Source organism: Streptomyces sp. NPDC002779, assembly GCF_042888685.1.
In the GTDB taxonomy this organism is placed as follows: domain Bacteria; phylum Actinomycetota; class Actinomycetes; order Streptomycetales; family Streptomycetaceae; genus Streptomyces.
The window spans coordinates 1-14132 of the sequence record NZ_JBIAQC010000043.1; the positions used below are offsets into that span (position 1 = coordinate 1).

The window sequence follows — 14132 nt, forward strand, 5'->3', positions numbered from 1 at the left end:
GGCTCAAGCCGGGCCCACTGGTCGTTCGTCAGATCACCACGCCCCACGACAAGTGATCATTCACGACCAAGATCGACTTTCGCAACACGCCCTAGTGGTGCGCGCACTTGCCGCGAGGCCATCTGGCCCTCGACCTCAGCCTGCTACCACTCACAACGACCCGAGCCATCAGGTGGGCTCCCAGCATCCCACTGTCGTCAAACGATCGTTTTACGACAGGCAGCTGACGCCTCCAATGAACCCGTGCAATACGGGGGTTCGTGGCGGCTCGAGTTTAATCAGATCCGATGGTGATTGCTGACAGGGTTTGACGACAAATAGGGTCCGATCCTCCGTACGGAAGGGGCCCCGGGTGGCGAACCCGGTCTACAAGCGGGTCTCGACGGACCAGCAGTCCACCGCCCGGCAGGACCTCGTCCTGGAGAAAGCCGGGATCGAGGACCCGGTCGTCTTCGAGGAGGACCCGGGCACCTCCAGCCGCCTCCACCCGCTCCAGCGCCCGAAGTTCCACGAACTGCTCACCTACGCGCGGCCGGGCGACATCGTGCACATCTCCGAGATGTTCCGCCTCGCGAGCGCCGACTTGGGCGGGATGCAGACTTCATCGTCGGTGGGCTGCTGATCGACTGCCAAGCCACCACGCGCCCCCACACCATCCATCCATCGTTCTGCCGTACAGCAGCTCGCCGGATACCTGCTGCTCGACTACGACAACGCGTACGGCATCGACCGGGGCGACCTCTGCCCTTCCCGGCAGGGCGCTCTGATCACGTGGAACGTCCCGGAGTTCCTCAATGCTCTGGGCGCTCGCATTCCACTGCCCCAGCTGTGCGCACCGCTGCGAGACCACCTTCGTCAGGCAAAGCGGTCGACACCGTCGGAGGCAGGCTGAGTCGGGGGCCCAGCGACTTCATCCGGGCTTGAAGACGGGAAGCTCATGTATGTGAGGTCAATGAGCACCGATCCTGGGATCGGTGCTCATTGACCTCACGCACACGTCTGGTTCCTGGAGCGGTTCAGGTTGCGCGGCGCAGAGGGACGACAACGTCCTCACCGGTGCTCATCGCGGTATGCGGCCAGCTTCCCCAGACAGCGCGGGGACAGCCGGCATCGCGATCCACTCGGGCCACAGGAGGCCAGCGCCTGCACGCCACCGTCCAGCCACAACTGATGCCACTGGTACGCCGACTTCGGACGCACCCGCAGGCGCCGTGCCACCTCGGGCGGCTTGATCTTCTGCTCGAACAGCTCGGCCGCCTGCATCCGCACCATCTCCCGGCGCTGACGTCCCGGAGGGGTCAGCCCGCCCCCATCCGCGTACCTCACACACCATGGAATACAGCCACTACCCCCAGGCCCAGCAGGGACTTCAAGAAAGCTCACCCTGACGAGCCGAAGTCAGTAGCATGTGACGCACCGATCGGGGGGTGGCATGCCGCAGGTTGTTGACGCCGAGGTGGTCGTGGTGGGCGGCGGCCCCGTCGGGATGCTCGTCGCCACCGAACTCGGGCTGCTGGGCACGAAGGTGCTCGTCCTGGAGACTCGGGCGGCGGTCTCGGACCGCCCGAAGGCCAATACCCTGCACGCCCGCGCCGTGCAGAGTCTGGCCAGGCGCGGCTATCTGGACGCGGTGACGGGCGTGGCGGACGCGGCTCCGCAGCCGTTCCACTTCGCCGGGATACAGGGCCTGCGGATCGCCGCCCCCGAGGGCGAGCCGACCCCCATCCTCAAACTCGCGCAGGCGGAACTTGAACATGCGCTTGAACAGCGCGCGTTGGCGCACGGAGTCACGGTGCTGCGCTCCCACGAGGTCACGCGGGTCTCACACGACCCAGACGGGGTGCGGGTTGTGGCCAACACACCGCACGGCACCCAGTCTTTCTCGGCGCTCTACCTGGTGGGAGCCGACGGTAGCGCCAGCCGGGTGCGCGAGCAGGCGGGCTTCGCTACGGACACCAGCGCGGCAACCGTCTCCGCGCTGATGGGGCAGGTCCGGTTCGCGGCCCCGGACACCGCGCCGCGTGGCTGGCAACGCACCCCCCGCGGTTGGATGGTGTGCCGGACCGAGTCCGACGGAACCGGGGTGATCCGCACACTGAACTTCGATGAGCCCGCCGACTGGCGCGCCCGGCCCACACTCGACGAGCTACGGACCGAGGTCCGCCGTATCCTCGGACGCGACGTGCCGATGACCGAGGCCCTGTTCCTGAGCAGATTCAGCGATTACACCCAGGTCGCGCGCGACTTCCGCCTCGGTCGCGTCTTCCTGGCCGGAGACGCCGCGCACATCCACTTCCCCATCGGAGGTCAGGGCCTGAGCACGGGGATCGCCGACGGTTTCAACCTCGCCTGGAAGCTCGCGTATGCGGTGCGCACGGGCGCGGGCGACCAGCTGCTCGACACCTACGACCTTGAGCGCCGCCCCGTCGTCGAACAGGTCGTGCGCAACACCCGTGCGCAGCTGGCCCTGATGCGCCCCGCGCCCCAACTCGACCCCCTGCGCGAACTGTTCGCGCGCATCCTGCCCTTCGACGAGGTCAACGCGCTCATCGGTGGTGCCCTGAGCGCGCAGGAGACCGTTTGCTCCGCCGGCCGGGACAGCGCCTGCGCGTGGACCGGCCGGTTCCTGCCCAACCAGCTCTTCAAGACGGACCACGGCGTCGAGGACGTCACGGAGCTGCTGCGTGCGGGGCGCCCGCTGATGCTGTACCACGCCGAGTCGGGGCAGCACCATGCGTCGGTGGCACAGGGCTGGGCCCACCTGCTCCGGACGGTCCAGGTGCACGGACAGCGTCCCCTGTCCCGGGACGCCCTGCTCGTCCGCCCCGACGGCTACATCGCCTGGACGTCCGCGAGCGAGGATCTCGCGGTCCTCCTGCACACTTGGTTCGGTCAGCACTGCTGATCACGCTGGAGAGGTGTCTCCCGTGGGCAGAGGGCTGATGTGATGCTGGTCCTGCGCCGGCTGCTGTCCGTGGACGCCAGGAAGCGCCCGCGTGCAGCAGGTGACTGATCGCGTCGAGTGGTACTCAGGACGGCGCTTATAGGTGAAGCGGGAGGCGGAAGGCAGGTCGGTCTCGATGCGGTCGGCGCAACACCGAGCGACTACGAACGACATCGTCGGGGAGGTCCAGGCCGGCTGCGGCGTGGGTGAGCGGCGCGTAGGCCGGATTCCACGCACCGAGGATCGTGGTCGTCTCGCAGCGCAGCCAGCCCGGTTTCCGGTACCGCTCGCCGTAGGGCGTGTACGAGCCACTGGGGTGTTGCAGGGCGACGGCGATGATGTCGGGTCCGTGGTCGTCATCCGGGCGCGGGCGAGCACGCTCTACGAACGGGCCGACCCGGACGGCGAGGTCCTGGCATTGGCCGGGGTCCAGGGCTGCAAGTCACCCAGGGCGGCGAGCAGTGCGCGGAACTGGTCGACGGCGGCCTGGTCCTCGGGGCTGAGGGCGCCGGGCGCGTGGCCGCAGCGGCAAAAGAGTCGCTTCATCGGGCGGGCTCCTGTCCGCGGGTGGGGTGGGTCCAGGGGAGGGCGAGACCGTCGCCGGCGGTGCGGGTAACGAGGTGGCCGTGCAGGTGGAACACGGACAGTTTCCTCGGGGTGCTTCTGGACCACGTTGAGGAACGTCGAGGTGAGCTCGGGTTTTCGGGCTGCGTGTCGTCAGCGACAGGTGTCGGTCACGAGGGGTTCTGCCGGTTGAGCTGTCCTGAGCTCACGGCTGGCTGCGCGGGCAGCCTCCAGTTCTTCGGTGCGTTCAGTGAGGAGGGTTCGCTGCAGGTCCCGAAGGGGACGGCGATGCTGCCGACGCGCACTCGGGCGTGCTCGTGGTCGAACAGGGCCTTCGCGGCGGGCCAGACGCGGTTGCCGTGGCGGTCGAACTGGCAGGTCACGACCTTGTCGCTGGCGGTGCGGAGGCGTTTCTCAGTGACGCGGTAGTAGGTCTGGGTGGTGGCGATGTGCTCGTGGGAGAGAAGTCGCGCAGGACGTCGGGCGGGGTGCCGGCGTCGGCGTGACGTTGCGCGTAGCTGTGGTGGTAGGCGTAGAGCACCCCGCGGCCTTGTCGAACTCGCTGCCGTCGTGCAGCAACAGCGGCGGGAGTTGGTTGACCCCCTTACGGTGGGCGGTGCCGATGCCGGCCTCGGTCATGCTGCGGGTGCCCTCGGGGGTGCGGTTGCGTGCCGCAGCTTCAGCGCGGGGGTGGAGGTTTCGGGGTAGCGGTTGCGGACGAGGCGTTGCTGCTAGCGCAGGATGGCGGCGGTGGTGTTGGTGATCGGGAGCCGCTGATCTTCGCGATTGTTCTTGCGTCGGTGAAGAGGAGGACGAACTTGCTGTCGTCGTCGGTGGCGAGGCAGTCGTGGCCGAGGCGGATGGTCTCGTTGGGTCTGCGGCCGGTGTGCATGAGGACCTCGACGGCGGCCGGCAGGTGGCTGTCGAGGCCTCCCAAGCTCGGCAGCGCGTCGTAGAGTTGTCGTAGCACCCCTGGGGGCAGGTCTCGGTTCTGGCCGTCACGGACACCTCCAGCCGGGACGTCGATCCCCCGCCGGATGGTGAACGTCGGCGGGAGCCCCGGCGGCGGGTTCCCCGGGCTCGGGGAGCCCCAGGGACCGGAAGTCGCACAGGATCCTCCCGGCCGTGCGGCACTGTGCAGGCGCTGATCAGCGCTGGCGTGGAGAAACAGGTGAGTTTGGGGCGGGCAGGTGGGCCCGCCCCAAACTCAGCGCCGGCGGCGACTCGTGAGTACGGCGAGAGTGACCATGCCCGTCAGCGCGGGCAGTCCGGCCAGCAGGGTCGCAGGGTGGAGCAGCGTATTGGCGTACGGGTTCGGCTCGGGGTCGAGGAGTGTCGGGAGCTCGCCCATGGCCATCGCGGTGAAGAGGATCCCGACCCCCACGAAGAAGCCGAGCAGCCCCATGAGAACGGCGATCTGCAGCATCGAGGCGAGCCCCTGCCGGCTTCGGCCGTCCCTCCCGCCCGTTTCGGCTTCGGCTTCGGCTTCGGCCCAGCGGACTTCGCGGACGGGTCTCCAGTACTTCCCGTAGAAGAAGACCAAGGTGAGCAGCAGGAAAACGAGCCCGACGGAGACGAACATTCCGTAGAGTCCGGCGTTCTCGTCCTCCTGGCCCACGGCGACGACGATAGGCCCGACGAAGGCGGCCGGCATGACGATCCACCAGACCAGGTAGGTCCGGACGACCTCGATCCAGCGGACCCGGGACCTGCCGACGATGTCGTAGCTGGTGGTCGTCCTGGTGGAGAAGAGTCCGCTCTGATCGCTGTACCCGGTTTGCCGCACGTAGTACCGACTGAGCGGGACGACCGGCAGGATGACCATGAACCAGCAGGTGGCGAGGAACCCTCCGCTCCCATCGGCACGGGAGTTATGCAGCAGCATCATGCCGATGGCGTTGTAGGTCCCCAATTCGGGAAGGTCTTCGTCGGGGCCAGGGGGTACAGGGGGTCGGCCATATGGAGCGGGGTATTCGCCCCGCGTCAGTCCCGGGAGTTCCAATGCTCCATGGAACACTGCCCTCCGGCATCACCACCCGCTCCGCCACCCATGGATGTCCAGCAGCAGGCCGTCCAGCGGCCCGCCGACCAGTTCCGCGTAGGTCCGGTGTCGGAGCGGGCCGGGGATCGTCGTGCTCCGCATGACCTCGCCCGTGGCGTAGTCCGGGAAGCAGGCCGGGCCAGTGCCCGGCGGGTAAGGCTGTGGGCCCACCCCGTCACCGGCGTAGGCCCACAGTTCACGAACACAGCGACTTGGGGCCGTACTCGGCTCGGAGTTGGTCGCCGTTCTCTGTTGGCCACACCTGAATCGGTTGCCCAGCAGTCACCCCCGTCAGGCCGCGTCGGCTGCTGCAGCCAGGATCCGGGCCAGCTCGGCAGGCTTGGTCACCATGGGCCAGTGGCCCGAGTCGATATCCGCAAAGTCGACGTGCTGGGCTCGGGCGAGTTCCGGAACGTCCCCAGCGTTGATCCACTCCTGAGCCTGCGCGGGCGTGAACTCCGGGCACACGACCACGACCGGGACGTCGAACCGCCGGTCGTCCGCCAGACGCACCACGCCCTTGGCCACGCCCTGGGGCACGGGGATCGCAGCAGCCGCCAGCTCTCGCCTGGCCTCGTCGTCGAGGTCGGCGGCGTCTGGCCCTTCGAACGGGTCCCATCCCGGGAAAGGCATGACGCCGCCCCGCACCTTAAAGAAATCGGCGTACAGCTGGCCGTTGGTGGACGGGAAGCCGCCGATGAGGCAAACCTTGGCCAGCCGCCCCGGCCGCCGGTCGGCGGCCAGCCAAGCCAGCGTGCAGGCGGCGGAATGCCCCACCACCATGGGCTTGCCGGGCGCCGCGTCCACAGCAGCGAGCACCGCCTCCACCTGGTCCTCGAGCGTGGCGGATACGGAGCCGTCCCCCTGGCCCGGGAGAGTAAGCGGCACCGGGCGATGGCCCAGCGCCTCCAGCGCGCAGACGACGCGGTCCCATACCGACCCGTTCAGCCACAGACCGCCGATGAGCAGGATGTTCATGGTCAGTTCCCCTTCTTCTGCTTCACGGAAGCCACCGTAGAAGGAGTTCCGGACAATCCCCTGCCGGTTTGTCTGGCGACCGCCCAAGCGCCCTGGGTAGAGGTCGGTGACAGCAACCTCTGGAACCCGTCCCGGCCACCCTCGCCCCACCGGGCCGGCACATCCCGCGGAGCCCTTCGCCCCTGGAGCTCAGAGCAGCCGATTAGCCTGCTGTCGTGCCGAACGATCTCAGCCCCACCGCGCGAGCACTGCGCGCCCTGGAGATCCTCCAGACCCGCCCCGGTACGACGGCCGGTGAACTTGCCCTACGGCTGGGCGTCACGGAGCGAGCCGCGCGCCGATACGTCGGGATACTCCGAGAGGCCGGCGTCCCCGTGGAGTCGGCCCGGGGACCGCACGGCGGATACCGACTGGGGCGCGGGACGAGGCTGCCCCCTGTGCATTTCACGCAGGCCGAGGCCCTCGGCCTGGTGATGGCCGTACTCAGCGGCCAGCCGAGCGAGGCCGGCGCCGAAGACCTGGTCGGCACCGCCCTGGGCAAGGTCGTCAAGGCGCTACCGGAAAGCGTCGGCCACCAAGCGGCCATGCTGCGGGAGTACGCCTCGGCCGCACCGGACCCGTGCTCCGCCCGCCCGGATCCGGCCGTCACCAGCGAACTCGTGGGTGCCGTCGCGGCCCGCCGCCGCGTGGTGGTCACGTACCGCAGCGAGGTCGGCAATGAGTGGGAGGCGCAGGTAGACCCCTGGTCTCTCGTCGTCCGCTACGGGCGCTGGTACCTGCTGTGCCACTCCCACCGCGCAAACGCAATCCGCACCTACCGGGTCGACCGGATCCGCGCGGTCCGGCGGACCGAGCACGACTTCGAACCACCCGCAGGCCTCGACCCGGTGGCGGTACTGGAGGAAAACCTGGGCCTGGGATGGGAGTTCTCCACCCGCGTCGTGTTCGACCTCCCCCTGACCGAGGTGGCCCCCCGGGTCCGACCGCCCATGGGACGCCTTGAACCCTTGGGGGATGGATGTGTTCTCATCGGCAGCACCCGCAACCCGACCATGTACGCGCAGGAATGGCTGGCGAGTCTGCCGTTCGCTTTCCGCGTCGAGGGCGGAGACGAACTGCGTGCCGCGGTCGTGGCACTCGCAGCGCGTTTCACCACCGCCGTGGCCCCTTCTTCACCTGATTTCGGCGGGCTGGATCCTTGAAGGACGAGGAACCGATCCGAGAAACGCACGTAGCCAAGCCGCCTTGCTCGTCATCGATGTCGCGGGCGCCGACGACCCGACCGTGTTTGCCTTCCAGGACGCCGTCGCCCGCGAGTGGGGGCCGCGCCAGCCAAGCGCACGACACGTGACCCGGGGCAAACGGGCGTAGGTCTCCGCTTGTACGCCCGTCTTCGGCAACCACTCCCCAGCCCGCCGAGTACGACGCGCTCGGGCGCTCCGCCCTGAAGTGAGGAGTGGTCCGCCACCTCTGGAGGCCCGCTCCACTCACCCTCACCACACCCGTCACCCGTCACCCGTCACCCGGTCCTGGCGCGCTGAAGGATCGTCCGTACGTCCTCCTGGAACTGTAGGCGTCGGACGAAGATGCGCCGGTACGTGACGGGGAAGTGGAGCTCCAAGGGTTTTCCGGCGCCTCAGAGCACGCGCAGGACGCCGACGACCTTGCCGAGGATCTGAGCCTGGTCATCGGGGATCGGCTTGTAGGCGGGGTTGCGGGGCATCAGCCGCACCTTCCCCTCCTGAGGGCGCAACCGATCCGGGCGCGAGCCCTTCCTGAGCGATCTTGCTCATCAACAGGTCGGTAAAGGGGCGGTGGTGTCTCGACGGCGAGTGAGAACTGCAAAGATCTCTTCGCGAAGACTTCTTTGCGAAGAACTCTTTGCAGACTACTGTGTGCCGCATGGCTGATGCAGTGGAGAGGCCGGCTGGCCCGAACGTTGAAGAGGACGCGGTTGTCCTGGATGCCAAGGGGCTGCGAGCCCTCGCGCATCCGGTGCGCGTGCAGTTGGTCGGGCTGCTGCGGAAGTACGGCCCGTCGACCGCCACCCGCCTCGCGCAGCGGCTGGGCGTGAATTCCGGGACGGCCAGCTACCACCTCCGGCAGCTCGGCGCGGCTGGTTTCGTCGAGGAGGACACCGAACGCGGCAACGCGCGAGAACGCTGGTGGCGTTCGGTGCACCGGACGACCTGCTTCAACGATCCGGAGCTGGCCGAGCGGGAGCCCGAGGCCACACTGGCCTACCAGCAATCCGTCGCCGCCATCTACACCCTGCGCACGCAGCAGACCCTGAACGGGCTTCAGACGATGCCACGCGCATGGCGGAACACCTTCGACATGAGCGACTGGGCCTTGCGGCTCACGCCCGAGGAAGCCGTGGCCCTGTACCGGGAGTTGACGGAAGTCATCGCGCGCTACCGACGCGACACGCCAGAGACGGCCGCAAGTGCCCCGGAGCGCGCCGAACGGGTCGCCGTGATCACGCAGATCCTGCCCGAACTGGATGCGCCTGCCGCGTCGCCGCTCCCTTCCGGCCCTCAGGAAGAGGAAGGAAGCCCGACGTCATGACCGACGACGCCTCGGAGGCCGGCGGCATACCCGGCAAGAGGTCCTTACGCCCGCTGGGCGGGGTACTGGCGGCCATGGCCGTGTCTCTGACCGGCACGCGGATCTCCGTTGTGGCACTGCCCTGGTTCGTCCTCGTCACAACCGGCAGCGCCACCCAGACCGGACTGGTCGCCTTCTGCGAGATGACTCCCTACGTGGTGGTCAAGGCGTTCACCGGACCGCTGGTGGACCGGATCGGCCCGCGGGCCGTTTCCTGGACCACCGATCTGGCCAGCGCGACCGCCGCCGCCGCGGTTCCCCTGCTCCACGCCCTGGACCTGCTGTCCTTTCCTCTTCTGCTGGTTCTGGTCGCGCTGATCGGCGCGACCCGGGGACCCGGCGACCTGGCCAAGGAGGTGATGGTCCCGGAAGCGGCCGAGCGCGGCCGGGTGCCGCTGGAGCGGGCTACCGGTCTGGCCGGTGTGACCGAGCGGCTCGCCTCCACCGTCGGCCTGGCGGCCGGCGGATCCCTAGTGGCGGTGCTCGGTCCCCTGACGGGGCTGGCCGTCAACGCGGGCTGCTTCGCCCTTGGATCGGTGATCATCAAACTCGCGCTGCCTCGCGGCATGGGGCACGCAGGCGTGGAAGCCCCCTTGCCGGCCGGGGAGACGGGACCGGGCTACTGGCGGCGGCTCGGCGAAGGCTTCACCTTCCTGCGCGGCGAGCCACTGCTGCTCACCGTCATCGTCATGGTCGGCATCACCAACCTGCTCGACGCGGCGATCACCTCGGTGCTCATACCCGTCTGGGCCAGGGAGTCCGGCAACGGGCCGACCTCGATCGGCCTGATGGGCAGCGTCATGGGAGCCGCGGCGGTCGGCGGGAGCCTCATCGCCGCGGTGGTCGCGCACCGGCTGCGGCGGCGAGTGGTGGTTCTTACCGGGTTCCTGCTGCTCGGGGCACCGAGGTTCCTGATCCTCACCTTCGATGCCCCGCTGGGAGCAGTACTGGCCGTCTTCGCGGTCAGTGGGTTCGGTGCCGGCTTCGTCAACCCAGTGCTGGGAGCCGTCCTCGTCGAGCGGGTACCGCGCCGGATGCTGGGCCGGGTCAACGCCCTCGGTGACTCGCTGGCCTGGGCCGGTATCCCTCTCGGCGGGCTGCTCGCCGGGGCGGCGGTGACCGCTGTCGGACTCGTGCCGGTGCTGCTCACCTGTGCCGCCGCGTACTTCCTCACCACGAATCTGGCCGGACTGCGGCCGGAATGGCGGGAGATAGACCGTACGCGTGAGCGAGGAGTCCTGAAGCCGCGATCCAAGGAGGACACCTCACAAGACAGCGCGAATATAGCGACATGACCTCCCGGAGGGAGGGTGTACGACATCGATCTTCGGCTGCGCCTCCGAGGAACCTGCGTTCCCCGCCGAGATGTTCTCCGCCCGGAAGAGCCCTGAGCAACCTTGGACCAAGCGGTGAAGTGACGGCGTACACGCGAATGTGGCCCTGACACGAAAGATGCAAGCGACTGCGAGGTCAGGACGTTGTGATGGGTTCGAAGCGGACGGTCATTCCGAGGCTGTTCGCTTCCTTGATCATGCGGCGCATGGCACGTTCGGGGTCACGCTTGGTGAAGTAGTCGGCGCCAAGATCACGGTAGGGGACATCGTCGTGCAGGACGTGCCAGATCGCGATGGCGAGTTTGTGCATGACCGCGACCACGGCGCGTTTGCCTCCCCGGCGTGCGGAAATGCGCCGGAAGTAGGCGGCGAGGTAGGTGTCCTTGTTCCTGATCGCGGCCATGGCAGCGACGCCGAGCAGCCGTTTAAGGTTGCTGTTGCCTGGTCGGGTCGTGCCCGACTTGCTCACTCCCGCGGACTCGTTCTGCCCAGGACAGACACCGATCCACGACGCGAGGTGTCCGGCGGTCGGGAACTGGTTCATGTCCCCTCCGGTCTCGGCCAGGATGATCTCTGCTGCCATCCGGCCGATTCCCGGGATCGAGTCGAGAAGGTCCAGCTCGTGCTCCCGCTCGGCCAGAAGGCCGGCGATCCGGGCGTCGAACACGGTGACGGCGCTCTTGAAGCGGTCGATCTCGTCGAGGTAGTGGCGGACCATGAAGGCATGGTGGTCGGTGAAGTCGCCGTCCAGAGCCTCAACGACGGCTGGGATCTTCGCTCGGGCCCTGCCGACGGCGAGGCCCGCCAGCTGACCGGGGTCACGTTCCCCAGCGACGAGGGCCTCCAGGATTGCCCGGCCACTCACACCTGTGACGTCGGTCAGCACCGAGGTGAGTTTCATACCGGTGTCCTCCAGCTCCTTCTCCAGCCGCTGAACCTCCCAGCCCGCGGCCCGCACGAGCTCGGTACGCCTGCGGGTCAGATCCCGCAGTTCCCGGACCGCACGCTCGGGGACGAACGAGGCCATCACCATCCCGGACGCGCCGGCCCGGGCGAGGAAGGCCGCGTCGCTGGGGTCGCCCTTGCGGCCCCGAATACCCTTAAGGTGCGCGGGGTTGACCAGCATCAGGTTGAGATGGGGCTGCAGAACGTAGTAGACACCGCGCCAGTAGTCGGCGGTGGCCTCCATGACCACCACCTCTACTTCACGCTCCGCTAGCCAGGTCAACAGCCGGCGGACTTCCGACCGCGTGGTCCCGAACCGCTCCGTCTCCAGACTCCAGACCCCCGACCGCTTCGTGCTGGGCGTGCGCACGCAGGCCAGCAGGAACCGCTTGCCCAGGTCCACTCCCGCGGACCGCAGATGGATGACCTCGTCCTTCACTTCCTGCCGATTCATCGCCCGCTCCCGACAGCCGCGCCCACCCCGCTCGACGGCTGTCCCGGAGGAGTCAAGGGAAGACTCGGAGTCTGACACGCGTGCTCCCGGACGGCAGATGCCGCCATGGCGACAAACCGTGGTCCCCTCGGCTGACCCCCGCACCATCCTGGCAAACGAGCTCACCGGCATCGCAGAGCCATCGGTGTCGCCGGGACATCCAACTCTACTTGCCCGCACTTGAGGTGATCAGCGCAGCGATACGCGTTCCTGGCAAGATTTCCGTGAAGCGGGAGTGTGCCACCGTGCGCCGGTGACGCTCCGTCACGGGTAGCGTCGCCGGAGCAGGACCATGAGGATGACGCGGTGGCGGAGGAGCGGGACCCCCGCGCGTCCTGCCATGATCCGTTTCTGCAGCTTCAGATCGGTGATGCGGCCTTAATTGACGCCGGAGTTGAACGGGTGGTGATGCCCTGCACGACCGCGGGCTGGTCCTCGCGGAGAGCCTTGGCCAGACTGGCCAAGGCCGGGAGGCGAGAGGGTGCGAGGTGTTCGAGCCAATCGGTCAGCCCGGAACCGTCTCGGGTGTCAAGCATGGCGGCGAACTGACGCACCGGGTCGTGGGTGCGATCCAGTTCCGGGCAGCGATCGAGGATCCGCTTGAGTGACTCGTCGGCGTGCAGGCCGCGCCGGGATGGCTCGGTGGTGATCCAGCGGGCGGCCTGGCGGGGCGAGGGCGGCCGTTCGCGCGGCGTGTCAATCGGCAGCCCTCGGCGTAGCGGCGCGATGGCCATCTTGACTCTCTGGTAGTGGCCGCAGTAGCCCTTGGCGAGGATCTCTTGGTGTAGGACCGTCGCGGTGTGCTGGCCCTCCTCCCAGCGTTGACGCAAGTACTCGAGATACGGGTCGAGGCTCGTGGACCGGCGCGGCGGAGTGCGCCGTACGCAGTCCTGCCAGGAAGCCGCGCGGGCGTACTTCGCCACGGTGCGCCGGTTCGGGCCCAGCTCACGGGCTATCGCGCTGAGCGAGCGGGCGGAGTCGGAGACCGCGCGCACCGCCTCGAACAGCCGCTTGGCGTGGCGGCGGACTGGAGTATCGGCCGCCTCGGACAGTTCCGCCGACGGTGGTTACGCCACCGGTTCGGATTCAGGGACTGCGGCGGACAGGCAGCCGCGGTGGGCTGCGGCGATGTCCGAGACCCTCTTCGACAGTCCCTGCCAGAGGTGAAAACGGTCGCTGACCTGCACCGCGTCCGGGGCGCCGTCAGTGATGCCCTGCCGGTAGGTGAGCGAGCCGTCCCGGCACACCACCTCGACACTGGGATACCTGCGCAGCCAGGCGGCCAGCTGCCCGGCATCGTGCCCGGCCCACAACTCAATCGGCAGCCGCGTGTCGGCATCCACCAGCAGCGTGCCGTAGACGTCGGCGTACTGGGCGAAGTCGTCCACGCCCAGCACCCGCGGTGTTGCGACCGACGGTAGCCGTATACGCATCAGTTGGAACAGCACACTCGTCCGTGACAGCGGCGCCTTCAAGATATGCAGGAGCCGGGCTCCGCCACGGCCGGCGAGCAGCACCCCGGCCATCTCCACCAGATGCTGAAGCAGGGGACTGCGCCGCTGGTAGCGCACCGTCAGCCCTTCCACCTGCTCGGAAAACGTCCGCCGGCCACAGCTCGGACTGTCGCAAAACAACCACCTCACCGTCAGGCCGATCAGCACTGGGCGGCCACCAAGAGCGACGCCGGCCAGCGTGCGGGAATATCGGCTGTGCACCCGCGCCGACTCCCGACCGCAATCCGGACACGCCACCGTCAACTCGCGGGTACGGGCAGCGATACGGACTACGCCGCATGCCGACCACACCCTTTCCGCCCGCACCGCATCCAGGTGCGGAGACACAGTTCGTACGAGGTCATCACACTCGCCGAGACTGCCGCTACCTGTGACGGAGTGTCACCGGCGCACGGTGGCTAAACACAAATACAGCGTCAGGTCCCGAAACCCACCCTCAGCCGTCGCCACAAGCCCCACACATCCTCTTCACGGCCCGCTCGGTGCCCTTGCACAGCACGCCAGCGTGCAATCTCAGGCAGGGCTAGCCAGTCGGCGGCGATGGACAGGGATCCGGTCGCGCTTGCAGGCGGCGCTATGTCTGTTCGGTGTGACGGCCCTGGCGGAGCCAGCTGTGCGCGGTTTCACCAGCCGGGTGGTGGCTCGGCTGAATGCGGCGGAACCGGGTCTGTGGTCACGGTCGTGGGCGTAGACGGCGCGTTCAGCGGCCGTT

The 14132-nt window shown here is 68.3% G+C and carries 13 protein-coding genes and 2 pseudogenes; 6 read left to right on the forward strand and 9 right to left on the reverse strand.

Features of this window, described 5'->3' with window-relative positions; all coding sequences use genetic code 11:
• Positions 1-352 precede the first annotated feature (352 nt).
• On the forward strand, positions 353-622 hold the full coding sequence (locus ACFYW5_RS37100; protein ID WP_389421558.1) for a recombinase family protein: 270 nt from the start codon (positions 353-355) through the stop codon (positions 620-622).
• A 428-nt stretch (positions 623-1050) separates the two neighbouring features.
• On the opposite strand, the gene ACFYW5_RS37105 is transcribed toward ACFYW5_RS37100, so the two are convergent.
• On the reverse strand, positions 1051-1272 hold the full coding sequence (locus tag ACFYW5_RS37105) for a helix-turn-helix domain-containing protein (protein WP_389421559.1): 222 nt from the start codon (positions 1270-1272) through the stop codon (positions 1051-1053).
• 160 nt (positions 1273-1432) lie between these two features.
• On the opposite strand from ACFYW5_RS37105, the gene ACFYW5_RS37110 reads away from it, so the two are divergent.
• Positions 1433-2905: an FAD-dependent monooxygenase gene (locus ACFYW5_RS37110; protein WP_389421560.1), complete on the forward strand. Its 1473-nt coding sequence runs from the start codon at positions 1433-1435 to the stop codon at positions 2903-2905.
• A gap of 420 nt (positions 2906-3325) precedes the next feature.
• Here the strand turns inward: ACFYW5_RS37110 and ACFYW5_RS37115 are convergent, their stop codons facing one another.
• The 4 genes from ACFYW5_RS37115 to ACFYW5_RS37130 form a co-directional block, all read right to left on the reverse strand.
• The gene (locus ACFYW5_RS37115) at positions 3326-3490 is read right to left on the reverse strand and encodes a hypothetical protein (protein WP_389421561.1); all 165 of its coding nucleotides are present in this window, start codon (positions 3488-3490) and stop codon (positions 3326-3328) included.
• A 188-nt stretch (positions 3491-3678) separates the two neighbouring features.
• Positions 3679-3891, reverse strand: a complete 213-nt coding sequence (locus ACFYW5_RS37120) for a hypothetical protein (RefSeq protein ID WP_389421562.1) — start codon at positions 3889-3891, stop codon at positions 3679-3681.
• Positions 3892-4715: 824 nt separating this feature from the next.
• Positions 4716-5420 (reverse strand): hypothetical protein, encoded by a 705-nt coding sequence (locus ACFYW5_RS37125; RefSeq protein ID WP_389421563.1) that lies wholly within the window; start codon positions 5418-5420, stop codon positions 4716-4718.
• 420 nt (positions 5421-5840) lie between these two features.
• The gene (locus ACFYW5_RS37130) at positions 5841-6527 is read right to left on the reverse strand and encodes an alpha/beta fold hydrolase (protein ID WP_389421564.1); all 687 of its coding nucleotides are present in this window, start codon (positions 6525-6527) and stop codon (positions 5841-5843) included.
• A 215-nt stretch (positions 6528-6742) separates the two neighbouring features.
• Here ACFYW5_RS37130 and ACFYW5_RS37135 point away from each other — a divergent pair, with 215 nt between their 5' ends.
• The 4 genes and pseudogenes from ACFYW5_RS37135 (at position 6743) to ACFYW5_RS37150 (ending at position 10429) form a co-directional block, all read left to right on the forward strand.
• The gene (locus tag ACFYW5_RS37135) at positions 6743-7729 is read left to right on the forward strand and encodes a helix-turn-helix transcriptional regulator (RefSeq protein WP_389421565.1); all 987 of its coding nucleotides are present in this window, start codon (positions 6743-6745) and stop codon (positions 7727-7729) included.
• A pseudogene (locus ACFYW5_RS37140) lies at positions 7647-7975 on the forward strand (DUF6207 family protein). Before ACFYW5_RS37135 ends, ACFYW5_RS37140 begins: the two are co-directional and overlap by 83 nt.
• A gap of 454 nt (positions 7976-8429) precedes the next feature.
• The gene (locus ACFYW5_RS37145; protein ID WP_389421566.1) at positions 8430-9095 is read left to right on the forward strand and encodes an ArsR/SmtB family transcription factor; all 666 of its coding nucleotides are present in this window, start codon (positions 8430-8432) and stop codon (positions 9093-9095) included.
• Positions 9092-10429 (forward strand): MFS transporter, encoded by a 1338-nt coding sequence (locus tag ACFYW5_RS37150; protein WP_389421567.1) that lies wholly within the window; start codon positions 9092-9094, stop codon positions 10427-10429. Before ACFYW5_RS37145 ends, ACFYW5_RS37150 begins: the two co-directional genes overlap by 4 nt.
• A gap of 175 nt (positions 10430-10604) precedes the next feature.
• On the opposite strand, the gene ACFYW5_RS37155 is transcribed toward ACFYW5_RS37150, so the two are convergent.
• From ACFYW5_RS37155 to ACFYW5_RS37170, 4 genes and pseudogenes are all read right to left on the reverse strand, one after another.
• Positions 10605-11816 carry an IS110 family transposase gene (locus ACFYW5_RS37155; RefSeq protein WP_389421568.1) on the reverse strand — a complete coding sequence of 404 codons (1212 nt, stop codon included), beginning with the start codon at positions 11814-11816 and terminating at the stop codon, positions 10605-10607.
• 449 nt (positions 11817-12265) lie between these two features.
• Entirely contained in the window at positions 12266-12829 is a 564-nt protein-coding gene (locus ACFYW5_RS37160) for a hypothetical protein (RefSeq protein ID WP_389421569.1), read from the reverse strand.
• Between the two features lie 144 nt (positions 12830-12973).
• Entirely contained in the window at positions 12974-13567 is a 594-nt protein-coding gene (locus tag ACFYW5_RS37165; RefSeq protein WP_389421570.1) for a transposase, read from the reverse strand.
• Between the two features lie 21 nt (positions 13568-13588).
• Positions 13589-13747, reverse strand: a pseudogene (locus ACFYW5_RS37170) (hypothetical protein); the annotation flags it as partial.
• Positions 13748-14132: the final 385 nt, after the last annotated feature.